19 protein-coding genes are annotated in these 22,025 nt (G+C 74.3%); 7 read left to right on the top strand and 12 right to left on the bottom strand.

What is annotated here, in order from left to right; genetic code table 11:
• Positions 1 to 7: 7 nt before the first annotated feature.
• From otsB to K0V08_RS01095, 3 genes are all read right to left on the bottom strand, one after another.
• Positions 8 to 835, bottom strand: a complete 828-nt coding sequence (otsB, locus tag K0V08_RS01105) for a trehalose-phosphatase (protein WP_079532419.1) — start codon at positions 833 to 835, stop codon at positions 8 to 10.
• 5 nt (positions 836 to 840) lie between these two features.
• A complete protein-coding gene (locus K0V08_RS01100) occupies positions 841 to 2,436 on the bottom strand; it encodes an alpha,alpha-trehalose-phosphate synthase (UDP-forming) (protein ID WP_012037771.1) in 1,596 nt (531 codons plus the stop codon).
• 100 nt (positions 2,437 to 2,536) lie between these two features.
• Positions 2,537 to 3,361, bottom strand: a complete 825-nt coding sequence (locus K0V08_RS01095) for a fructosamine kinase family protein (RefSeq protein ID WP_079532417.1) — start codon at positions 3,359 to 3,361, stop codon at positions 2,537 to 2,539.
• 148 nt (positions 3,362 to 3,509) lie between these two features.
• On the opposite strand from K0V08_RS01095, the gene K0V08_RS01090 reads away from it, so the two are divergent.
• Both K0V08_RS01090 and K0V08_RS01085 read left to right on the top strand, forming a co-directional pair.
• Positions 3,510 to 4,385: a sugar phosphate isomerase/epimerase family protein gene (locus K0V08_RS01090; protein WP_079532414.1), complete on the top strand. Its 876-nt coding sequence runs from the start codon at positions 3,510 to 3,512 to the stop codon at positions 4,383 to 4,385.
• A gap of 174 nt (positions 4,386 to 4,559) precedes the next feature.
• The gene (locus K0V08_RS01085; RefSeq protein ID WP_012037768.1) at positions 4,560 to 4,862 is read left to right on the top strand and encodes a putative quinol monooxygenase; all 303 of its coding nucleotides are present in this window, start codon (positions 4,560 to 4,562) and stop codon (positions 4,860 to 4,862) included.
• Positions 4,863 to 4,936: 74 nt separating this feature from the next.
• On the opposite strand, the gene K0V08_RS01080 is transcribed toward K0V08_RS01085, so the two are convergent.
• The 5 genes from K0V08_RS01080 to K0V08_RS01060 all read right to left on the bottom strand — a co-directional run bounded on the left by K0V08_RS01080 (position 4,937) and on the right by K0V08_RS01060 (position 13,069).
• On the bottom strand, positions 4,937 to 6,247 hold the full coding sequence (locus tag K0V08_RS01080; RefSeq protein ID WP_169716121.1) for a hypothetical protein: 1,311 nt from the start codon (positions 6,245 to 6,247) through the stop codon (positions 4,937 to 4,939).
• Positions 6,248 to 6,366: 119 nt separating this feature from the next.
• The gene (locus K0V08_RS01075) at positions 6,367 to 8,262 is read right to left on the bottom strand and encodes a YhgE/Pip domain-containing protein (protein WP_079532408.1); all 1,896 of its coding nucleotides are present in this window, start codon (positions 8,260 to 8,262) and stop codon (positions 6,367 to 6,369) included.
• Entirely contained in the window at positions 8,259 to 11,207 is a 2,949-nt protein-coding gene (locus K0V08_RS01070) for an MMPL family transporter (RefSeq protein ID WP_079532405.1), read from the bottom strand. Before K0V08_RS01070 ends, K0V08_RS01075 begins: the two co-directional genes overlap by 4 nt.
• 46 nt (positions 11,208 to 11,253) lie before the next feature.
• On the bottom strand, positions 11,254 to 11,832 hold the full coding sequence (locus tag K0V08_RS01065; RefSeq protein WP_079532403.1) for a TetR/AcrR family transcriptional regulator: 579 nt from the start codon (positions 11,830 to 11,832) through the stop codon (positions 11,254 to 11,256).
• 82 nt (positions 11,833 to 11,914) lie between these two features.
• Positions 11,915 to 13,069 (bottom strand): SLC13 family permease, encoded by a 1,155-nt coding sequence (locus K0V08_RS01060; protein ID WP_079532401.1) that lies wholly within the window; start codon positions 13,067 to 13,069, stop codon positions 11,915 to 11,917.
• A 162-nt stretch (positions 13,070 to 13,231) separates the two neighbouring features.
• Here K0V08_RS01060 and K0V08_RS01055 point away from each other — a divergent pair, with 162 nt between their 5' ends.
• Positions 13,232 to 13,420 (top strand): hypothetical protein, encoded by a 189-nt coding sequence (locus K0V08_RS01055; protein WP_043560687.1) that lies wholly within the window; start codon positions 13,232 to 13,234, stop codon positions 13,418 to 13,420.
• A 63-nt stretch (positions 13,421 to 13,483) separates the two neighbouring features.
• On the opposite strand, the gene K0V08_RS01050 is transcribed toward K0V08_RS01055, so the two are convergent.
• A complete protein-coding gene (locus K0V08_RS01050; protein ID WP_079532400.1) occupies positions 13,484 to 14,713 on the bottom strand; it encodes a mechanosensitive ion channel family protein in 1,230 nt (409 codons plus the stop codon).
• Between the two features lie 212 nt (positions 14,714 to 14,925).
• Here K0V08_RS01050 and K0V08_RS01045 point away from each other — a divergent pair, with 212 nt between their 5' ends.
• On the top strand, positions 14,926 to 15,573 hold the full coding sequence (locus K0V08_RS01045; RefSeq protein WP_079533706.1) for a hypothetical protein: 648 nt from the start codon (positions 14,926 to 14,928) through the stop codon (positions 15,571 to 15,573).
• A gap of 31 nt (positions 15,574 to 15,604) precedes the next feature.
• Here the strand turns inward: K0V08_RS01045 and K0V08_RS01040 are convergent, their stop codons facing one another.
• Positions 15,605 to 16,987 (bottom strand): glucose-6-phosphate dehydrogenase, encoded by a 1,383-nt coding sequence (locus K0V08_RS01040; protein WP_079532399.1) that lies wholly within the window; start codon positions 16,985 to 16,987, stop codon positions 15,605 to 15,607.
• Positions 16,988 to 17,044: 57 nt separating this feature from the next.
• Between K0V08_RS01040 and K0V08_RS01035 the strand changes: the two genes are divergently transcribed.
• On the top strand, positions 17,045 to 18,913 hold the full coding sequence (locus K0V08_RS01035) for a glycoside hydrolase family 15 protein (protein WP_079532398.1): 1,869 nt from the start codon (positions 17,045 to 17,047) through the stop codon (positions 18,911 to 18,913).
• Between the two features lie 49 nt (positions 18,914 to 18,962).
• Here K0V08_RS01035 and K0V08_RS01030 read toward each other — a convergent pair whose 3' ends face one another.
• Together K0V08_RS01030 and K0V08_RS01025 are read right to left on the bottom strand one after the other, a co-directional pair.
• Positions 18,963 to 19,796, bottom strand: coding sequence for an alpha/beta fold hydrolase (locus K0V08_RS01030; RefSeq protein WP_079532396.1), 834 nt, complete (start codon positions 19,794 to 19,796; stop codon positions 18,963 to 18,965).
• Between the two features lie 104 nt (positions 19,797 to 19,900).
• Positions 19,901 to 20,077, bottom strand: a complete 177-nt coding sequence (locus K0V08_RS01025) for a hypothetical protein (RefSeq protein WP_167604165.1) — start codon at positions 20,075 to 20,077, stop codon at positions 19,901 to 19,903.
• A 187-nt stretch (positions 20,078 to 20,264) separates the two neighbouring features.
• Here K0V08_RS01025 and K0V08_RS01020 point away from each other — a divergent pair, with 187 nt between their 5' ends.
• Together K0V08_RS01020 and K0V08_RS01015 are read left to right on the top strand one after the other, a co-directional pair.
• Complete coding sequence (locus K0V08_RS01020; protein WP_043587762.1) at positions 20,265 to 20,687, top strand: MarR family winged helix-turn-helix transcriptional regulator; 423 nt, start codon at positions 20,265 to 20,267, stop codon at positions 20,685 to 20,687.
• On the top strand, positions 20,684 to 22,012 hold the full coding sequence (locus K0V08_RS01015) for an MFS transporter (protein WP_079532393.1): 1,329 nt from the start codon (positions 20,684 to 20,686) through the stop codon (positions 22,010 to 22,012). Before K0V08_RS01020 ends, K0V08_RS01015 begins: the two co-directional genes overlap by 4 nt.
• The last annotated feature ends 13 nt before the right edge of the window (positions 22,013 to 22,025 follow it).

Below are 22,025 nucleotides of genomic sequence, written 5' to 3'. Positions count from 1 at the left end.
GCGCGCCTCAGTCGGGATGGACGACCGGCTCGGCGCGGAGGTCCGCGAGCACCTGCAGCACGCGCGCGACATCGTGCGGGCCGTCGACGCGGAAGTCCGCCGCCGTCGCGCCCGTGCCGCTTTTGAGCCCGAGGTCGCCCGCCTGGAGCGCGGCGAACGCGTCCTCGTCGGTGACGTCGTCGCCCGCGTAGAAGACGGCCGTCGCCTCCGCGTAGCGGCGCAGGTGCTCGACCGCCTCGCCCTTGGTGGCGTGGCGGACGCTGAACTCCAGCACGTCCTTGCCCGATCGCACCTTGAGGCCCTCGACCTCGGCCTGCGCCTCCTGCGTGGCGACGAGGTGTGCGATGCGGCTGTGCCTCTCGGTGGCGAGGCGCGTGTGGAGGGCGAAGCCCGCCGGCTTCTCCTCGATCCACACCTCGTCGAGCGAGTCGGCGACCTGGCCGAGCACGTCGGAGAGCACGCCGCGCTGCGCGAGCTCGCCCTCGTCGAGCGTGAGCTCGATGTCGTCGGTGTCGAGGCGGATCTCCACCCCGTGCGACCCGACGAGCAGCACGTCGTCCGGGAGATCCGCCACGGCCTCGAGGCTGCGCAGCGCGCGACCCGAGACGAGCGCGACGCGCGTCTCCGGCAGTGCCAGCAGCGCGAGCACCGCAGCGCGGGCCTCGGGGACCGCGCGCGCCTTCTCGGGATCGTCGACCTCGGGCGCGAGCGTGCCGTCGAAGTCGAGCGCGACGAGCAGGCGCGGCGTGCGCGCGAGCTCGGTGAGGGCCTCGAACAGGCGGCCGGGGAAGCCGCGGCCGCCCTTGGCCTGGATGTCGGTGATCAGCTCGGCCACGCGCGCTACCAGCCCTCGTCCATGAGGGGCTCGACGACCTCTTCGTCGGGGCCCTCGTGGATCGAGGCGGCGTGCGTGCGCCCGAGGTCGGCGAGGAACGAGCTCGACCAGGCCGCCACGTCGTTCTCGAACACGCGCTTGCGGAGCGACCGCATGCGCTTGCGCTGCTCCGCCTTCGGCATGTCGATGGCGCGGAGGATCGCCTCCTTGAGGCCCTCGATGTCGTGCGGGTTCACGAGGAGCGCGGCCTTCAGCTCGTCCGCGGCGCCCGCGAACTCGCTGAGCACGAGCACGCCCTCGTTGGAGTGCTTGGTGGCCACGTACTCCTTGGCGACCAGGTTCATCCCGTCGCGGAGCGCGGTGACGAGCATGACGTCGGCCGCGAGGCAGAGCGCCACCATCTCCTCCTTCGGGTACCCGTGGTGCAGGTAGCTGATGGCCGTGTGGCTGATGGACCCGTAGTCGCCGTTGATCCGCCCGACCGTGAGCTCGATCTCGTCGCGCAGCTGCTTGTACGTCTCCACCCGCTCGCGGCTCGGGCTCGCGACCTGCACGAGCGTGGCGTCCTCGACCGAGACGCGTCCCTCGGCGAGGAGCTCGCCGAACGCCTTCAGGCGGTGGCCGATGCCCTTCGTGTAGTCCAGCCGGTCGACGCCCAGCAGGATCGTCTTCGGGTCGCCGAGGTCGGCGCGGATCTGGCGGGCGCGCTCCTGGATGGCCGGGTCCTTGGCCATCTCCTCGTAGCTGCGCGCGTCGATCGAGATCGGGTAGTGCTTCGCGACGACCTGGCGGGTGCGGAGCTCGCGCACGGGCTTCGACGGCTTGGTGCCGGGGACGGTGAGCGGGATGCCGCCGCGCACGGGCACGTCGACGGTGGATCCGCGGGTCGTGTACCCGAAGAGCCGGCGGACCGCGCGCGTGAAGTTGCCCGCGTCGGCCACGCGCTGGAAGCCGATGACGTCCGCGCCGAGCAGCCCCTCGATGATCTGCGTGCGCCACGGCAGCTGCGAGTAGATGCCGTAGGGCGGGAACGGGATGTGGTTGAAGAAGCCGATGGTGAGGTCCGGGCGCTGCTCGCGCAGCATCTTCGGCACGAGCTGCAGCTGGTAGTCCTGCACCCACACCGTGGCGCCGGGCGCGGCGGCCTTCGCGGCCGCGTCGGCGAAGCGCTGGTTCACCTTCACGTAGGTGTCCCACCACTCGCGGTGGTAGCTCGGCTGCGCGATGACGTCGTGGTACAGCGGCCACAGCGTGTCGTTCGAGAAGCCCTCGTAGTACTCGGCGAGGTCCTGCTCGGTGAGGGTGACGGGGATGATCGAGATGCCGTCGTCGACGAAGGGCTCCACGTCGTGGTCGGCGATGCCCGGCCAGCCGACCCACGCGCCCTCGTTGGCGCGCATCACGGGCTCGAGCGCCGTGACCAGTCCGCCCGGCGAGTGCCGCCAGGACGTGGTGCCGTCGGCGGCGACGACGCGGTCGACGGGGAGGCGGTTGGACACGACGACGAGGTCGTACGCGCCGGGCTCGACGTCGGCGCCGTCGTGCGCGGCGGCCGTGGTCGGCTCGGTCGCGGAGGGCGTGGATGAGGGTGGCGGAGTCACGGTTCCCGTCTCGGTTGCGCAGAGCTCTGTGGTACCTGCTCGGTGGATCGAGGCTACCAGCCTCACCCCGGCCTGACCGGGGGTCGCGCGTCCGCCGGCGTCACATCCGGAGCACCGCCCGGGCCGCGTCGTGCAGCGCGTCGCCGTACGCCGGGCCGTGGGAGGCGGCGTGGACGGCGAGCGGATGCAGCTGGTGCAGCGGCACGCGGGCGCGCCACCCGGCGGCGAGGGATCCGGTGCCCGCGTACGCGCCCATGACGTCGTCGAGGCCGGGGCAGCCGAAGAGCGCGAGCATCGCGAGGTCGGTCTCGCGATGGCCGCCGTGCGCGGCCGGGTCGATGAGGACCGCGCCGGCGTCCGTCCACTGCACGTTGCCCGACCAGAGGTCGCCGTGGATCCGGGCGGGCGGCGCATCGTCGTCGAACCGGCCGTCGGCGACGAGGTCGCACGCGCGCTCCACGTCGGCGGCCCGGGCGGAGGCGACGTTCCCCGCGTCGACCGCCAGGCGGAGGTACGGCAGCACGCGCTCGCGGGCGTACCAGGCACCCCAGCCCTCCCCCGCGTCGCCCTCCTCGGCGGGCGCGTCGCCCACCGACAGCGGCTGCCGCCCGATGAAGGCCGGCCCGTCGAGCCCGGCGGGCGGCGACCCGAACGCGGGCGCGCCGGCGTCGTGCGTGACGGCGAGCGCCGCGCCGAGCGCGCGGGCGGCCTGGCGCGTCGGCCGGGCGGGCACGAGGCGCTCGAGGTCGATGCGGCCCGGCGCGACGTCGATCACCCGCACGACGCGCGCTCCCCCGCCGGGCTCCGCCTCGGCGAGCCACGCGAGCCCGGCCGCCTCGGCCTCGAAGAAGCCGCGCGGCGCATCCGGCCGCTCCTTCCGGAACGCCTCCGCGTCACCGTGCCCGTCCGATCCCGCAGCCGCCATGCCCGCTCCCTCGCCTCGCGGGCGGCGCCCCGGCCGCCCTCCCGTCGCATCCAGCATGCCGACCGCCGCTGTCCGCGTCGCGCACCCGACACGCGCCGGACCGTCCGCGTATCCCCGGGGCACAGGGGCGGCGGGTAGGGTCGCCGACGTGATCCGAGTAGGCATGAGCACCACCTGCGTGTACCCCCAGCCCGTCGAGAACGCCTTCGTCATGGCCAAGCGCGCCGGCTTCGACGGCGTCGAGATCATGGTGACGAACGACGAGGTCACCCAGGACGCCGACGCCCTCCGCGCCATGTCGGAGAAGCACGGCCTGCCGATCCTCTCCATCCACGCGCCCGTGCTGCTGCTCACGCACTTCGTGTGGGGCCGCGACCCGAAGGTGAAGCTGGAGCGCTCGGCCGGGCTCGCCCGGGCGGTAGGGGCCCCTGCCGTGGTGGTGCACCCGCCGTTCCGCTGGCAGGCCGGCTACGCCGAGTCGTTCCTCGAGATCGTGCGCTCGATCCAGACGGAGACGGGCGTCGAGATCGCGGTCGAGAACATGTTCCCCTGGCAGGTCGCCGGCCGCAGCATGAAGGCGTACGCACCCGGCTGGGATCCGCGGGACATGGACTGCGACGCCACCACGCTCGACTTCTCCCACGCCTCGCTCTCCGGCCAGGACGCGCTCGAGATGGCCAAGGCCCTCGGCCCGCGCCTGCGCCACGTGCACCTGTGCGATGGATCCGGCTCGCAGGACGACGGCCGCATCCTCGACGAGCATCTCCTCCCCGGCCGCGGGACGCAGCCCGTCGCCGAGACGCTCCGCTGGCTCGCCGAGCAGGGCTGGCAGGGCGGCGTCGTCGCCGAGGTCAACACCCGGAAGGCCAAGACCGAGGAGCAGCGCCTGGCCATGCTCATCGAGACGCGCGAGTTCGCGCAGCGGCAGCTCCGGCTCGACATCGCGCCCGAGAAGACGCCCGACGCGCCGCCCGCGGTGTCCGGGTACCAGCGGCTCCGCACCGCGCTCCGTCGCGACCGGTGATCCGCCGGACGTCCCGATCGGGCGTCCGCGTCCCCCGCCCGTGCCGACACGCCCGCGCGTGCAGGGCGGGACTGCCGTCCAGCCGCGCGCGGTTGGATGGAGGAGGGGAACGTCCCCGCACATGATCGACGTCGCGCCGGGCCCCGCCCGCCCGACGTCGGGACCGGAGACACCATGAGCACCACCGTGCACCTCGAGATCCAGGTCGACGAGAGCCGACTGGCCGACGTCGCCGACGTCCTCGCCGAGACCCTGCAGGCCACGCGCGCCTTCGCGGGCAACGAGGGCCTGGAGGTCCTCGTCGACGACGCCGACCCCGCCCGCATGGTCGTCGTGGAGCAGTGGGCGTCCACCGCCGACCACGACGCGTACGTCGCCTGGCGCGCCACGCCGGAGGGCGCCGCGCGCCTCGGCGAGGTGCTGGCCGCGCCGCCCGTCACCCGCGTGTTCAGCGGGCGCATCGCGCTCGCGCTGTAGCGGCGCGCACGACGCACGACGAGGGCCGCCCGGCATCCGGGCGGCCCTCGTCGTCCGGGGGATGGATCCCGCGGTCAGCGCCCGCTGAGGTCGTAGGGGCGCTGGTGCGGATCCACCGTGGCGAGGTAGCCGCCGTCGGCGAGCGCGGACGGCACGGCGATGGTGCCGCGCACCGTCGCCGTCGTGCCGGAGACGTCGATCTCGAGGACGGATCCCGTGCCCGCGCGGGACAGGAACAGCTCGGAACCGTCGTCGGACGCAGCGAGGAACCGTGCGGCGGAGCCCGCACCCGGCGACTGCCCGAGCGCCGGCAGCCGCACCGACGTGACCGCGCCGTCGTACAGGCCGGCGCCGCCGCGGGCGACGAGGGACAGCGTGTCCACGCCGCCGGCCGTCACGACCGCGGCCGCGTAGCCGGGCGTGACGACCGCGCGCGTCGACGCGCCGGAGCCGAGCGCGACGCTCGCGACGCCCGCGCCGTGCATCGACGACGACGTCAGCAGCGTGGGCGCCCCCGGCCCCGTGCCGGTCTGCGTGCCCACGGCCGTCTCGCCGTCGGGCGCCATGCGCGGGCGGTAGCTCTGCACGGCGGGCTCGGGGTAGGCCCGGGAGACGGAGGTGCCGAAGCCGCCGCGGGTGAGCGGCACCGTCTCGATCCCGTCGTGCAGCGTCGAGCCGATCACCGTGCCGCGCGCGTCCGCCACCGGGCCGTGCGGGTACGCGCCGAGCGGGGTCGTCGCCACGGGCGCCGGCGCGGTGTCGCCGCCGAGGATCGCCGACACGTCGTAGGAGTCGAGGCGCCCGCCCGCGGTCACGACGAGCCGGAGCGGCGATCCGACGAGGAACGTCTCCATCTCCTCGGTGCCGCGCTCCCCCGTCGTGGCGAGGGTCACCTCGCTCGTGCGGATGGTCGCGGTGCGCGCCAGCTGCCTGCGGGTGTCGACGATCGTGACCTGCTGCGTGGTGGATCCGTCGATGTCCGAGCCGACCGCGACGAAGCGGTGACCGGGGTCGTCCGAGATCCATCCGGCCCGCGTCCACGCGCCGGCGACCGCGGGGATCGGCGTGGATGAGGCGATGCGCGGGACGCCCGACGATCCGATGTCGACCACGTCGAGCCGCGGCCCGGCCTCGCCGACGAAGGCCACGCGGCCGTGGCCCATCTGGATCACGCCCGCGTGCGTGCCGAGGACGGCGCCGGGCAGCGCGCCCGTGATGCGCCCGGTCGAGGCGTCGGCGACCGAGACGGCGCGCGCGGTGGGGTCGGCCACGAGCAGCCAGCGGGCGCGTGGGGCGGCCTCCGCTGCGGGGGCGGGCGCCGCGAGCGAGCCCGCGAGGAGGCCGAGGGCGGCGACGCCGGCGGCGAGGAGGGAGGGGATGCGCATGGTGCCCGCTTTCTGAGAATGGTTCTCAGCAGAGTACGGGCACAGCAGCGCGCTCGGGACACGCTGTGCATGACCCGCCCGGCGACCGGCCGTCGAGGCGCGGCCGCCGGGGCGCATCGTCAGACGGCGACGGCGACCGAGGACGGCGCCGTGCCGGGAACGAGCCCGAGGCTCTTCGCCCGGCGCGAGCGCCGCGTCACGAGGTACGACACGGCGAGGCTGAGCAGCAGGAACACCGCGAGCACGCCCGCCGAGCCCCATGCCACGCCCGGGGCGCCGCCGGCGATGATCGCCTGCATGCCCGACGCCGCGTAGGTGAGCGGCAGGAACGGGCTGATCGCCTGGAACGGCGCGGCGACGAGCTGCAGCGGGATCACGCCGCCCATCGCCGCGGCCTGGATGGCCAGCAGGATCAGCGACGCCACGAGCCCCGCGCGCCCGAACGCCTGCCGGAGCAGGTAGTGGATCGCCGTGAAGGCCGCCGCGGTCACGGCGGCGAACCCGAGGGTGGCCGGCAGCAGCGCGAGGGACAGCCCGAGCGCGGCGTGCACGAGGGCGACGAGCAGCACCACCTGGGCGAGCGCGATGAGGGCGGCGCGCGCGAGCACGCGCCCCATCACGCGGCCGGTCGCGGCCGAGGACGCGAGCAGGCGACGAGCGGCCGGGCGCAGCACGAGGAAGGTCGCGAACGCGCCGAGCCAGAGGCCGATCGGCACGAAGATCGCGGCGATCGCGTCGCCCGGGCTGCCGATCTCGTTCTCGCGCTCGACGGTGAGGCCGACCGGATCCGCTACGACGCCCGACGCCTGGGACGCCTGGTCGGCGTCGAGCGACGGGATCTGCTCCGCGCCCTGCGTGAGCCCGGTGCCGAGCTCGGTCGCGCCGGACGCCAGCCCGTCGGCGCCCGTGGCGAGGTCGCCCGCGCCCGTCGCCGCCGCCGTCGTGCCGGTGCGCAGCTGGCCGAGGCCGTCGCTCAGCTGACGGGCGCCGGTGACGAGGGCCCCGCCGTTGGCCGCGAGCTGCGAGGCGCCGGACGCGCTCTGGCCGATGCCCTGCTGCACGCCCTGGATCCCTGCCGCCGCCTGCGTCGCGAGGGCCTGCCCCTGCGCCGCGTACTGGTCGAGCCCCTGCTCGAGCGGCTCGAGCTGCGCCGCGATGGGCGCGCTCTGCGGGTTCGCGGCGAGCTGCTGCCGGAGCCCGGCCACCTGCGCCGCGATCTGGCCGGCCCCGCCCGCGTACTGCCCGACGCCGTCGGAGACCTGCGAGAGGCCGGCGGCCCCGGTCTGCAGCCGGTCGAGCCCGGAGGAGAGCTGCGAGACGCCGCCCGTGTACGTGCCGAGGCCGTCCGCGAGCTTCGACGCACCCTGCTGCGACTGCCCGACGCCGTCGCCGAGCTGCGTGATCCCGTCGCCGAGCGTCGTCGCCCCCGCGGAGAGCTGCGTGGCCCCGTCGGCCAGCTTGTCGGCGCCGGCACCGGCATCGGTGAGCGAGCCCTCGAGGCCGCCGAACGTCGTGTAGATGCCGGAGACGAACTGCGAGGTGATCGCGTTGCCGAACACGCTCGTCATGCCGACGCCGACGGCCTGCGTGGCCGCGCCCGTCAGGTAGCCGTGCGCGTCGTCCGTCTTCACGCTGATCTCGGCGCGCTTCGGGGCGTCCGTCGACAGCGACACGATCGAGGACGAGAAGTCCTTCGGCACCGTGAGCACCGCGTAGACCTCGCCATCGTCGAGCATCCTCTGGGCCTCGTCGGCGTTGGTGATGGTCCAGTCGAAGGCCTGGTTGTCGTCGCTGGTCAGCTGCGTGACGAGCAGGCGGCCGGCGAGCACGGGCGACTCGGTGCCGTCCGCCGCCTTCTGCTGCACGATCTCGTCCTGGTTGACGATGGCGGCGGGCACCCGCTCGACGCCCTTCGCGACGTCCGAGAGCGAGCCGATGAAGAGGCCGGCGACCGCGAGGGGCACTATCGCGACGAGGGCGACGGCGAGCCGTCTGCGTGCGGAGCGTGTGGTCATCGGCGGGTCTCCTTGCCGGTCGTGACGGGCTGGTCGATGTCGGGGCGCTCGACGGCGTCGGGAGCGGGAGCGGGCGCGTCGTCCGCGGAGAGGCGGAGGCGCAGGGTGGGCCTGCCGGGGATCCCGTGCTCGTCCGGGAACCACGGCGCGCCCAGCAGGACGGTCGTGCTCTCGTGGACGAGCGCGGGCAGGGCGGCGAGGAACGCGCGCTCGGCGGCGGCGTCCGGGAACGGATCCACCACGTCGAGCACGAGCACGGGCGCACGACCCGCGGCGGCGACGGCGGTCAGGGCGATGGCGCGCTCGAGCGGCAGGAGCGATCCCACGGGGTCGTCGGCGCCGATGCGCCGGGCTCCCGCGGCGTCGGCCGCCTGGTCGATCCGGCCGAGCCACTCGGCCTGGCGCGCCCGGGCGCCCGGGCGGCGTCCCATCGGCTCGGACAGATCGATGCGCTCGGCCAGCAGGTCGCCCACGGTGACGCCGGAGTCGACCCGGTCGACGCGGCCGAGGTCGGCCATCGCGACGCTCGTGAGCACGCGGCCCGCCTCGGAGGCCAGCGGGTGGCCGGCGACGTGCGCGCGACCGGACAGGGGCGCGAGCCGGGCTCCCAGCGTGGCGCCGAGGAGGCGTCGGTCGGCCACCGCGCCCTCGACGAGCACGAGGGATCCGGCGGGTGCGCTCAGGTCGACGGGCTGGAGCCTGCGCCCCGGCACGCCCACGACGAGCCGCTCGGCCGCGACGGCGGCACCGGACGCGTGGGCCCAGTCGACGTCGTCCTGGTGCTCGCGGAGGCCCTCGCCCTCGATGTCGACGTCCGGGAGGATGCGGTCGAGCCAGCGCGGGATCCACCACGCCCGCTTCCCGAGCAGCGCCATGGCGGCGGGCACCAGGGTCATGCGCACGAGGAACGCGTCGAAGAAGATGCCGACCGCGAGGCCGAGCGCGATGGTCTTGATGACGCCCGCGCCCTCCGGCACGAACGCCGCGAAGACGAAGAACATGATGAGCGCGGCTGCCGTGACGACCCGCGCGGCGCCCGAGAAGCCCGTGACGATCGCGCGCTTGGCGTCCCCGTGGTGCACGAAGTCCTCGCGCATGCCGGAGACGAGGAACACCTCGTAGTCCATGGCGAGGCCGAACAGGATCGCCATGAGCAGGATCGGCATGAAGCTGAGGATCGGGCCGGGCGTCACGCCGAGCGCGTCCGCGAAGAGGCCCTGCTGGAAGATCAGCACGACGGTGCCGAACGACACGACGACGCTCAGCAGGAAGCCGATCGCGGCCTTCACGGGCACGAAGATCGAGCGGAACACGATCATCAGCAGGAGGATCGACAGCCCCACCACCACGATGCCGAACGGCACGAGCGCCTGGTCGAGCCGCTGCGAGATGTCGTTCTGCACGGCCGTGGTGCCCGTGACGGAGACGCGCGTGTCGTAGCGGTCGTGCAGGCCGGGCGCGAGGTCGCGGATCGACTGCATGAGGGCCGTGGTCTCCGCCGACTCGGGCGGGCTGTCCGGCACGACCTGGATGATCGCGGTGTCCACCGACGGGTTCGGCGTGCCGGTGCCGACGAAGGCCACGTCGTCGAGCCCGCGGATCTCGTCGCCGATCTTCCCGAGCACCCCGATCGGGTCGGTGGTCTGCGTGATGTCGACCAGCACGACGAGCGGGCCGTTGTGGCCGGGGCCGAACGCGTCCGAGACGGTGTCGTACGCGACGCGGCTGGTCGATCCGGCGGGCTCGGTCGCCCCGCTCGGCAGCCCCAGCTGCAGCTGCGACGCGGGCACGGCGAGGAGACCGGCGATGCCGACGACGATCACGACGGGGATGATCGGCACCTTCGTGACGATCTTGACCCAGCGAGCGCCGAGCGTGCGCTGCGTCCCCTCGGCCTGGGCCTTCGCGCGGCGGGCGGCCCGCGAGCCCTCCTTCGGCCGGAGCCGCTCCCCCGCGAAGCCGAGCATCGCGGGCAGCAGCGTCGTCGCGACGCCCATCGCGAGCAGCACCGCGAACGCCGCGCCGAGGCCCATCACCGTGAGGAACGGGATCTGCACCACGAGCAGCCCGAGCAGCGCGATGATCACCGTCACACCCGCGAAGATCACGGCGCTGCCGGCGGTGGCCACCGCGGTCGCCGCCGAGCGCTCGACGGGCATGCCGTTCGCGAGCTGCGTGCGGTGCCGCATCAGGATGAAGAGGGCGTAGTCGATGCCGACCGCGAGGCCGATCATCACGGCGAGCAGCGGCGACGCGCTCGACACCGTGACGAACCTCGAGGCGGCCATGAGCGCGCCCGCCGAGGCCGCGACGCCGACGAGCGCGCCGATGAGCGGCAGGCCGGCCGCGAGCATCGACCCGAACGTGAGCACGAGCACGAGTCCCGCGAACAGCACGCCGAACGCCTCGGTCACGGTGACGCCGTAGTGCACGTCCTGGAACACCTGGCCGCCGAACGAGACCGTCAGCCCCGCGTCCTCCGCCGCCTGCGCCGACTCCTTCAGCGCGTCGAGCGTCGCGGTCGTCACCTGGTCGCTCTGGCCGGAGAACTGCACGGTCGTGATCGCCACGGTGCCGTCGTCGGAGACCGCGTCGGTCGCGTACTCGGAGAACGGGGACAGCGCCGTCGCGACGCCCTGCACCTCGCCCGCCGCCGTCGCGGTGGCCTCGATGGCGGCCTTCGGGCCGTCGTCGGTGACCTTCTCGCCGGCCGGTGCCTCGGTCACGATCTGCGCGCTCGCGCCCGCGGCCTGCGGGAACACGGCGGCGAGCCGGTCGATGGCCTCCTGCGACTCGGTGCCCGGGATCGAGAACGACTCCTGGGTCTTGCCGCCGAGCGCGAGGCCGCCGCCCAGCAGGATGCCGAGGACGAGGATCCACGCGGCGACGACGCGCCACGGGTGGAGGAACGAGATCCGGCCGAGCCGGTACAGAAGCGTGGCCATGGGCTGGTGGCTCTCCTTGCGTGGGACGTGCGGGGGCGGAGCGGGATCAGGCGGAGCGGGTGCCGAGGGGGGCGAGGAGCTCCCCCACGACCACGACGAGAGCAGCCCTGATCTCGTCGTCGGGCAGCGGCTCGTTGGTGGACCAGTCGTCGCTCGCGGCGAGGATGTACGCCGCGCCGCCGAGCGCCACGCCGAAGCGCAGCTGGTCGAGCGTGCTGTCGAGCGCGCCCGCGGTCTCGCCGAGCGCGCGCACGAGGTCGTTGGCCCGCTCGATGACGGCGAGGTGCCCGAGCGAGCGGCCCTGCGTGATGAAGAGGGCTACCTCGTGCCGGTGCAGCAGGAGGAAGTCGATGAAGCGCTCGACGAACTGGCGCCGCGCCTCCTCGTCCCCGCGGATGGAGTCGGCGCGGACGATGATCTCGGCGAGCGCGTCGATCGTCGACTCGAGGAGGGCGTCGAGCAAGGCCTCCTTGGAGGCGAAGTGGTAGAGCACGCTCGACTTCGAGTAGCCCGCCTCGTCCGCGATCTGCTGCAGCGAGGTCGCCTGGAACCCGTCACGGGCGAAGCGCGCCGCGGCGATGGTGCGGAGCTCGTCGCCGGCGGAGGCGCGGGGGGATCGGGTCACGCGGAGAGCCTATGTCGACCGATCGGTCAGTCCCTGCACGATCGGTCAGACTGCCAGCGGCCTGACAGGTCCCGGGGCCTGATCAGCGCGTGAGGACGAAGGCGAGCATCGCGAGGCCGACCGTGAGGGGGGCGACCACGAGCCCCAGCAGCATGTAGCGCGACCACTTGATGTGAACGCCCATGCTCACGAGCCGCTCGTGCCAGAGCAGGGTCGCGAGCGAGGCCCACGGCGTGATCAGCGGGCCCGCGTTGACGCCCACGAGGATCGCGACGAGGCGCTCCGGGGATCCGGCGACGGGCTCGAGCGCGAGGTACGCCGGCAGGTTGTCGACGGCGTTGGCGCTGAGCGTCGCGACGCCCGCCAGCCGGAACAGCGCGGCCGCGTCCTGTCCTTGGCCCGAGATCGCGGCCATGACGGCGGTGAGCCCGAGCGACTGCGCGGCCTCCATCACGATGAAGAGGCCAGAGGCGAACACCACGAGCTGCCACGGCAGGAGCCCGAGCCGCAGCACGCGCGGGCGGCGGACGGCCGTGAGGATCGCGAGCACCACGGCCGCGGCGAGCGCGGGGATCCAGACCTCGACGCCGGAGACGAGCGCCGGCACGAGCAGCCCCACCACCACGGCGCTGCCCACGAGCAGCACGCGGTCGGTCGGCGCGGTCGGCGGCCCGACCTCGTAGAGCGTGAAGAGGTCCTTGCGGTGGATCACGAGGATCGCGAGCACGGGCACCGCGATGGCCACGAGCGCGGGCGCGACCGTGAGCGCCGCGAACCCGGCCGGGCCGAGGCCGCCGAGCTCGTGCTCCGCGAGCAGGTTCGTCAGGTTGGAGACGGGCAGCAGCAGCGACGCGGTGTTCGCGAGCCACACCGTCGTGAGCGCGAACGGGAGCGGCGGCAGCCCGCAGTGCCGGGCGAGCACGACGACCACGGGAGTGAGCAGCACCGCGGTCGTGTCGAGCGACAAGAAGATCGTGCAGAGGCAGGCGAGCACGACGGTGGCGAGCCAGAGCGCCCACGTGCGTCCGCGCCCGAGGCCCGCGGCGCGCTCGGCGATCCAGGTGAAGAGCCCCGCCTCGCTGGCCAGCTCGGTGACCACCGTGATGGCGACCACGAAGAGGAGGATCGGCCAGACCCGCTCGTAGAGGACGCCGAGGTCGTCGAGCGGGAGTGCTCCGGTGGCCACGGCGACGGCGCCGACGACGAGGAGCACCACCCCGATGAGGGCTGTGCGCACGGGCGCCTCCTGTCTGATCCGCGATCACTGTACTCATCGCCCGCCGGGAGTCCGCACCGCCTGCGGAAAGGGGACGCCGGCCGGGACCGAGCGCTCCCCGGAGGCCGGGCGGCGGACGCGGCGGTCGGATCCCGGTACCGTGGAAGCACACTGGGAGGTGTCATGCGCAAGTACATCCTGAACGGCAGCGTCCTCAGCGCCCTCGTCGGCGGCTGGAGCACCATGCAGACGACCCGTCGGGGTCCGCGCGACTGGAAGCTCGGCCTCATGTGGCTCAGCTGGGGCATCACCGTGGCGATCGCCATCGGCACCGTCATCGAGGACTCTCGCGACGGGCAGATCGGCAACTAGCCGCTCCACCCCGCGACGCGCACGCCCTCAGGGCGTGCGCGTCCTCGTGCGGGTGCGCGCGCGTCAGTCGTGCGTACGCCACCTGTCGCCGTCGACCTCGAGGTCGATGCGCTCGGCGTCCGGCACGGTGGAGATCGGTCCGGTGAACTGGCTCGCGCGCGAGTCGCCCTGCACCGTCCCCGAGAACAGGCCCGTCGGCTCGGCCTCGGCCGCGCGCCGTCCCGCTCGGGGCGCGTCGCCGTGCTCGTCCGGATCCACCATCTGGACGCGCGTGCGCGGCAGCGACTGCGGGCTGTGCTCGTGCAGGAACGCGACGAGGCGCTCGCGCACGAGGCAGCGCAGGTCGAACAGGGTGGGCGCGTCGACGGCCGAGACGAGCACGCGGATCCGCACGTAGCCTCCGACCGCGTCCGTCACCTGCAGCACGGAGACGCGGCCGTCCCAGAGGTCGGTCGTGGCGAGCACCCGGTCGAGCTCCTCGCGCATGCTGGCGGGCGTGGCGCGCCAGTCGAGGTCGAGCTCCACCGCGCCGAGCAGCTCCGACTTGGTGCGGGTCCAGTTCTGGAACGGCGTGGTCGTGAAGTAGGTGGACGGCAGCACCATCCGCCGGTCGTCCCAGATGTGGACGACCACGTACGTCAGGGTGATCTCCTCCACGCGGCCCCACTCCGTCTCGACGATCACGACGTCGTCCACGCGGATCGCGTCGCTGAAGGCGAGCTGCATCCCGGCGAACACGTTGGCGAGCGTCGACTGCGCGGCGAGGCCGGCGACGATCGACACGAGCCCCGCGGAGGCGAGGACGCTCGCGCCCGCGGCCCGGGCACCCGGGAAGGTCAGCAGGATCGCGCCGATCGCGACGACCACGATCGCCACCACCGTGAGCCGCCGGATGATGAGCACCTGCGTGCGCACCCGGCGCGCGACCCGGTTGTCGGCCACGTCCACGCGGTAGCGGCTGAGCCCGAGGTCCTCGAAGAAGATCGCGAGGGCGCACACCAGCCAGGCGGTGGCGACGATCGTGATCACGTGCAGCAGGTGGTCGAGGCCGTCGCGCACCTCGCCCGGCGCGACCGAGGCACGGAGCGCGATCCAGACGGCGACCACCACGAGCAGCACGCGGAAGGGGCGGCGGGCGCGGGTGACGAGCCGCGCCGCCCACTCCCGCCGGCGGGCGACGACGCGGACGACGAGGGCGACGACGGCGGTGACGAGCAGGGCGGCGGCCACGGCGGCGAGCAGCGTGACGGTCACGGCGACGGCGGGCACGGCGAGCAGGGCGGGCAGGTCCACGGATCCTCCAGGGGGGTCGGGCGGACCGCGCTGTCCCGGGCGTCCAGTCTCGCAGGCGCTCCGCGCTCCACCGGCCGCGCATCGAGGGGCGGACGGGGGCGCGACGCCGGCGCCCCCACCGCGGGAACACCGGCGTGTCGCGGGTCAGCCCGGGCGTGTCGCCCACGATGATGATCGTGATCGCGGCGGTGCGATCGGGGAGGCCGTGGATCATGTTCCGGTGGCGCAGAGGCAAGTCCGTCCCGACCGAGGCCGCGCCCGCGGCGTCCGAGCCGCGGCAGGGCGGACAGGCATCCGTCACCGCGCCGCCCGCGCCCGTGGTCTCGACCGCCACCGGCGAGCTGGCCGCGATCGCCGCACGGCTCCACGGCGGCCCCGTGCGGCCGACGCACGTGCCCGCGCACAAGGCCCTGCCCGAGGAGCCGTCCGCCACCGCGGCGACGAGCGACGCGGACGACGCGCCCGCCGTCGACAGCGAGCCGGACCTCCGCCCGCTCGCCCTCATCGTGCAGGCCGCGCTCGCGCACCACTTCGGGCCCGACGGCGCATGGGCGCTCGTCCGCCGCACGCCCGACACGACGGCCGGCTTCTTCGACGAGCTCATGACCGCGCACATCGCGCGCGACGTGGCGCTCGCGCTGGGCGCCTCACCCGCCGCGGCTGAGCTCCCCCTCGAGGACGCGCGGGCGACGAGATCCGACGGGCGCGACGCGTCCGAGCGCGAGGCCGCCGCCCGGCAGGACGCGGTCGCGCGCGAGCTCGCGGTCTTCGACGAGGATCCGCTCGACGGCTCCCTCGCCGAGCTCGCCGGCGACCCGCGCCGGGTGCCCGCGGCGCTCCGCTCCATGCTCCGCGCCTAGCCGCCCACGACGACCGCACGGACCGGGTGCGTCAGCCCTTCGGCGCCACCTGCGGGCCGTCCCACGGTCCCGCGGATCCGGCCGGGTACTCCTCGAGCGGCACCTCGCCCGCGCGCCACGCGGCGATGACCGGCTCGACGATGCGCCAGCACTCCTCGGCCGTGTCGCCGCGCACCGAGAGCGCCTCGTCCTCCGAGATGATCCCGTCGATGACCTGGCCGTACGGCGGCAGATCGCCCGGGTCGAAGGCCGTGACCAGCTCGGCGCGGTCGATGACGTCCGGGTCGGCCGGGCCGTTCACGTTGAGCTCCAGGTGCAGCTCGTCGGGGGCGATGAGGATGCGGATCCGGTCGGGCTCGTCCGCGCCCCGGAGCCCGGTGGGCACGTGCGGCGCCGGCTGGAAGGTCACGACGATCTCGCGACGGTGGTCCTTGAGCGCCTTGCCGGAGCGCAGGCGGAAGGGCACGCCCGCCCAGCGCCAGTTGGCGATCTCGACGGTCATCTCGGCGAGCGTCTCGGTGCCGCGGGCGGGATCCACGCCCGCCTCGTCGGCGTAGGCGGGCAGCTCGCGCCCCTCGACGTCGCCCGCCGAGTAGCGCGCCCGCCGCGACGACGCCACCGGGTCGCCGCCCCACGGCCGCGTCGCGCGGAGCACGAGCGCCTTCTGGTCGCGGATGTCGCGCGCGTCGGTGGTGGCGGGCGCCTCCATCGCGAAGACGGCCATCACCTGCAGCAGGTGGCTCTGGATCATGTCGGCCAGGGCGCCCGCGCCGTCGTAGTAGCGGGCGCGCCCCTCGAGGGCGAGCTGCTCGTCGTACACGATCTCGACGCTCGCGATGTGCTGCGCGTTCCACACCGGCTCGAGCAGCCGGTTGGCGAAGCGGAGGCCCAGGAGGTTCCGCACGGTCGAGCGGCCGAGGAAGTGGTCCACCCGGTGCGTGCGCTCCTCGGGGACGAGCGTGGCGAGCAGGCGGTTGAGCGCCTGCGCGCTCGCGAGGTCGGTGCCGAACGGCTTCTCGAGCGACAGCGACGTGCCCTCGGGCAGCGTCATGCCGGTCATGGCCTCGCACGCTCTCTCGGTGACGGCCGGCGGCAGCGCGAAGTAGACGGCGGGCGCCGCGTCGCAGGCCGCGAAGAGGCGCTCGAGGTCGGCAGGGGAGGTGACGTCGGAAGCCTGGTAGGTGGTGCCGGCGAGCACGCGGTCGACCGCGGGGCCCTCCGCGCCGAGCGAGGCGAACGAGGTCCGGACGACCTCGCGCCACCGATCGTCGTCCCAGTCCTCCGTGCCCGCGCCGACCAGCTGGAGGTCGAGGTCGGGGCGGTAGGCGAGGAGCTCGCCGAGGCCGGGGAGGAGGAGGCGCGCGGAGAGGTCGCCGCTGGCGCCGAGGACGAGGAGCGTGGAGGTCGCGGGCATGCGGCCAGGCTACGCGCGGCGGCAGGGAGCCGGCAGCGCGCCGTGGGACGATGGCGCATGGCCATGCGCATCGAGGACTACGCACTCATCGGGGACTGCCACACGGGAGCGCTGGTCGCCCGCGACGGATCCATCGACTGGCTGTGCCTCCCCCGCTTCGACTCCGCGTCCATGTTCGGTGCGCTCCTCGGCACCGAGGAGCACGGCGCGTGGAAGCTCGCGCCCGCCTCGCCCGATGCCACCGTCTCCATGCGCACGTACCTCGGCAACACCTTCGTGCTCTGGACCAGGTGGGAGACGCCCGAGGGCGCCGTCGAGGTCACCGACTTCATGTCGATGGGCGACCGCCGGGCGGACGTCGTGCGGCGCGTCCGCGGGATCAGCGGCACAGTCCGCATGCAGGGCGACCTGCGCCTGCGCTTCGGCTACGCGACCGCGCTCCCCTGGATCCGCAAGCTCGACGGCGACGACCCGCGCCTCGTCGCCGTGGCCGGCCCCGACGCCGTCGTCGTGCGCGGCCCCGAGCTCACGGCCACGAACCACCACCACGGCGTCGCGTTCGAGGTGGCGGCCGGCGAGACCGTCGACCTCGCGCTCACCTGGTACCCGTCGCACCGCAGCGAGCCGCCGGCGTTCGACGTGGACGCCGCCCTCGAGCACACGACCGAGTGGTGGGAGTCGTGGGCCAGCTCCATCGAGCACTCCGGCCCGCACCAGGCCGCGGTCCGCCGGTCGCTGCTCGTGCTCCGCGCGCTGACGCACGAGGACACCGGCGGCATCGTCGCGGCGGCGACCACGAGCCTCCCCGAGCAGTTCGGCGGGTCCCGCAACTGGGACTACCGCTACGTGTGGCTCCGCGACGCGTCGCTCACCCTGGAGGTGCTCCTCGCGCACGGCTTCGAGAGCGAGGCCGACGAGTGGCGCACGTGGCTCCTCCGGGCGATCGCCGGGGATCCGGGCGACGTGCAGATCATGTACGGGCTGAGCGGCGAGCGGTACCTCCCCGAGCGCGACCTCGCGAGCCTGCCCGGCTACCACGGCTCCGGCCCGGTGCGCGTCGGCAACGGCGCCTTCGAGCAGTACCAGGCCGACGTGATCGGCGAGGTGATGCTCGCGCTCCAGGCCGCGCGCGACGCGGGCGTCGGCGAGACGGAGTTCTCCTGGCCGCTGCAGCGCGCGCTCATCGGCTTCGTCGAGGACAACTGGGAGCGGCAGGACAGCGGCATCTGGGAGATCCGCGGCGCCGAGCAGCACTTCACCCACTCGCGGGCCATGATCTGGGCGGCCCTCGACTGCGCCGTGCAGGGCGTCGAGCGGCACAGGCTCGACGGCCCGGTGGAGCAGTGGAAGGACCTGCGCGACCGGGTGCGCGACGAGATCCTCGACAGGGGCGTGGATCCCGAGACCGGCGCCTTCCGCCAGCACTACGGCACGACGGCGGTGGACGCCTCGCTCCTGATCCTCGCCCAGGCCGGCTTCTGCGCCTACGACGACCCGCGCATGCTCGCCACCGTGGAGCGGATGGAGCGGACGCTGATGTACGAGGGCTTCCTGCTGCGCTACGACACGAGCGCGGGGGTCGACGGCCTGCCCGCCGGCGAGTACCCGTTCCTCGCCTGCTCGTTCTGGCTCGTCGAGCAGTACGCCCGTTCCGGCCGCCAGGCCGACGGCCGCGCGCTCATGGAGCGGCTCGTGGCCCTCTGCAACGACGTCGGGCTCCTCTCGGAGGAGTACGACCCCGTCGGGCAGCGCCAGGCGGGCAACGTGCCGCAGGCCCTGTCGCACCTCGCGCTCGTGCGGGCGGCGGACGCCCTGGAGGCGGCGGCCGCCGCACATCCGGACGACCTCGACCGCGCGCACCAGGACGGCAACGCCGCGCTCGCGCATGCGGAGGCGGCGCGCGGCGGGTCGGCGACCACGGCCTGATCCGGCGCGCGCACGCCGGGCGGGCCGCACGGGCTACCCGGGCCGGCCGTCAGAGCGCGTCGATGAAGGCGGCCACGGCCGGCAGCGCGTCCGGGTGCCGAGGGGTGTCCGCGTGCGTCGCCCCCGCGAGCTCCACGAGCGGAGCGTCCGGTCGGAGCGCCTTCACGTGGTGCGCGGCGCGGAGCCGCTCGGGATCCCGCGTGCCCGCGACGAGCAGCAGCGGCACAGGGGATCCCGCGACGACTGCGTCGGGCACGCCCGCATCCCGCTCCGACTCGCGCATGTAGGCGGCGAGCGCCCGCGCGTCGTCCGCGAGGAACGCCCCGCGCGTCGCGGAGTCGACCGGATGCCCGCTGTGCCGCTCCCACGCCTCGAGGAAGCCCGGCATGCCGCCGGCCTCCAGCGCGTCGATGCAGCCGGGGAAGAAGACGCGGTCGAAGACGCCGACGCCGCTGCGCGGGGATCCGCCGAGGCTCGACGTCGAGACCAGGCGGTCGGGGTGCGCGGCGGCCAGCGAGAAGCCGACCCGCGCGCCGAGGCTGTAGCCCACGTGGTGCACGACGGAGGCGCCGATCGCGTCGAGCACGGCCACGACGTCGGCGACCATGAGGTCCATCATGTAGGCCGCGGGCTCGTGCGGGGTGTCGCTGCGACCGTGGCCGCGGAGGTCCAGCGTGATCACGGGCCGCGTCGGCGACAGCGCCCGCACCCAACCGAAGCCGCGCCAGATCGCCTGCGACAGGGCGGTGCCGTGCACGAGGACGACCGGTGCGCGTGCCGGGTCGCGGGGATCCCCGTCCGCGGACCGGGCGTCGGCCGGCCGGGCGCCGAAGGTCCGGTAGGCGATGCGCGTGCCGTCGAGGGGGTTGGTCGCGGTGTCCACGGGGATCCAGGCTACGCGGATACCGGGACGCGCCCGGCCGGGTCGTCACCCGTGGAGCGGACGACCCGCGGCCCGCGCGGGCCGCGGGCGCCGGGTCGAGCGGGCTAGGCGCCCTCGCCGTCCTCGTCCGTGTGGTGCGGCGTGTCCTCCTCGGGCTCGAAGTGGTCGTTCCCGCCGTCGTGGCCGGCCGCGACGCCCGTCGCGCCCGCGGGGATCGTGCCGTCGCCGCCGAGCTTCGCGTCGTCGTCGTGCGCGTCGGCCGTGCCGTCGTGGTGGGTCATGTCCGTGCCTCCTCTGGTCGCGCGGCCCGTGCCCGCGTCATCGTGGGTGCGTCGCGGCCGGCGGTGTCCTCCCATCCTGCCCGCACGAGCCGCCGGCGCCCCGGAGCATGTCCGTCCGCGGCGCGCACGCAGGATCCCGTCACGCGGGAAGACGTAGTTAGCGTGCCTAATGAGCTAGCCTAAGCACATGCCCGACGCCCCCGACCTCAGCCAGAGCCTGCGCGCCGGCGTCATGCGGCTCGCCCGCCGCCTGCGGGCCGAGAAGGCCGACCACGAGCTGAGCGACAGCCAGTTCGTCGTGCTCGCCCTGCTCCTCCGCGACGGACCGACGAGCCCCGGCCGACTCGCCGAGATCGAGCGCGTCACCGCCCCGAGCATGAACCGCACGGTCAACTGCCTCGTGGAGTCGGGATACGCCGAGCGCTCGCCCGCGCCCGACGACGGCCGGCGCGTCACGGTCACCGTCACCGACGCCGGCCGCCGGGTCGTGCAGGAGACCCGCCGGCAGCGCAACGCCTGGCTCTCCCTCCGCCTCGACGAGCTGACGGCCGCCGAACGCGCCACGCTCGGCGAGGCGGCCGCCCTCCTCGGCCGCATGGCCGCGTCGTGAGCGCCGTCTTCCGCAGCCTCCGCGCGCCGAACTACCGCATCTGGTTCGCCGGGGCGCTCGTCTCCAACGTCGGCACGTGGATGCAGCGCACCGCCCAGGACTGGATCGTCCTCACCGAGCTCACCCGCTACGACGCGACCGCGGTCGGCATCGTCATGGCGCTGCAGTTCGGCCCCATGCTCCTGCTCTCCCCCTACGCCGGCCTCATCGCCGACCGGTACGACAAGCGCCGCGTGCTGATGATCACCCAGGGCACCATGGCGGTCCTCGGCCTCGGACTCGGCCTCATCGTGCTCTCCGGCCGCGCGGAGCTCTGGCACGTCTACCTCTTCGCGCTCCTGCTCGGCATCGCCTCCGCGCTCGACGCGCCCGCCCGCCAGTCCTTCGTCTCCGAGCTCGTCTCCGACGACGACCTCTCGAACGCCGTCGCGCTCAACTCGGCGTCCTTCAGCGCGGCGCGCATGATCGGCCCGGCCGTCGCGGGCGTGCTCATCGCGGGCGTCGGGACCGGCTGGGTGTTCCTCATCAACGCCGTGAGCTTCATCGCCGTGCTGTTCGCGCTCACCCGCCTCCGCGTCGGCGAGCTCCGCCGCCCCGAGCGCGTCGCCCGGTCCCGCGGGCAGCTGCGCGAGGGCTTCCGCTACATCGGCGGCCGTCCCGACATCATGGTGATCCTCGTGATCGTCTTCCTCGTCGGTGCCTTCGGCTACAACTTCCCGATCTTCACCTCCACCATGGCGAGCGTCGAGTTCGGCAAGGGCGCGACCGAGTTCGGGCTGCTCTCCTCGAGCCTCGCCGTGGGATCCGTCGCGGGAGCCCTGCTGTCGGCCCGCCGCGAGCGGCCCCGCATCCGCCTGGTGTTCGTGGGCGCCGCGCTCTTCGGCATCGCGACCGGCCTGGCCGCGATAGCTCCGACGTACCTGCTCTTCGCGCTGGCCCTGGTGCTGGTGGGCGTCGTCTCGCAGACCCTCATGACGAGCGCCAACAGCACCGTGCAGCTGACGGTCGAGCCGCGCATGCGGGGCCGCGTGATGGCCGTCTACATGGCGATCTTCGTCGGCGGCACCCCGCTCGGCGCGCCGATCGTCGGCTGGGTGGCGAACACGTGGGGGCCGCGCGCCGCCGTCATGGTGGGCGCGGCGAGCGGCATCGTCGCCGCCCTCATCGCGATCGCCTGGCTCGTGCTGCACCGGCACCTGCGCGTCTCGTACCGGATCCACCGCACGCCGCACCTCGTCATCACGCACGACGGCGACGGACGCGACCGCCGCGAGGACGCGCGCGAGGACATCGAGGCGGACGAGGCGGTCGCGCGCCGCACCTGACGCGGGCGCTCGC

Origin of the sequence: Clavibacter michiganensis (assembly GCF_021216655.1) — a bacterium.
Classification (GTDB): Bacteria; Actinomycetota; Actinomycetes; order Actinomycetales; family Microbacteriaceae; genus Clavibacter; species Clavibacter michiganensis.
This window is presented reverse-complemented; position numbering and strand designations above follow the sequence as displayed.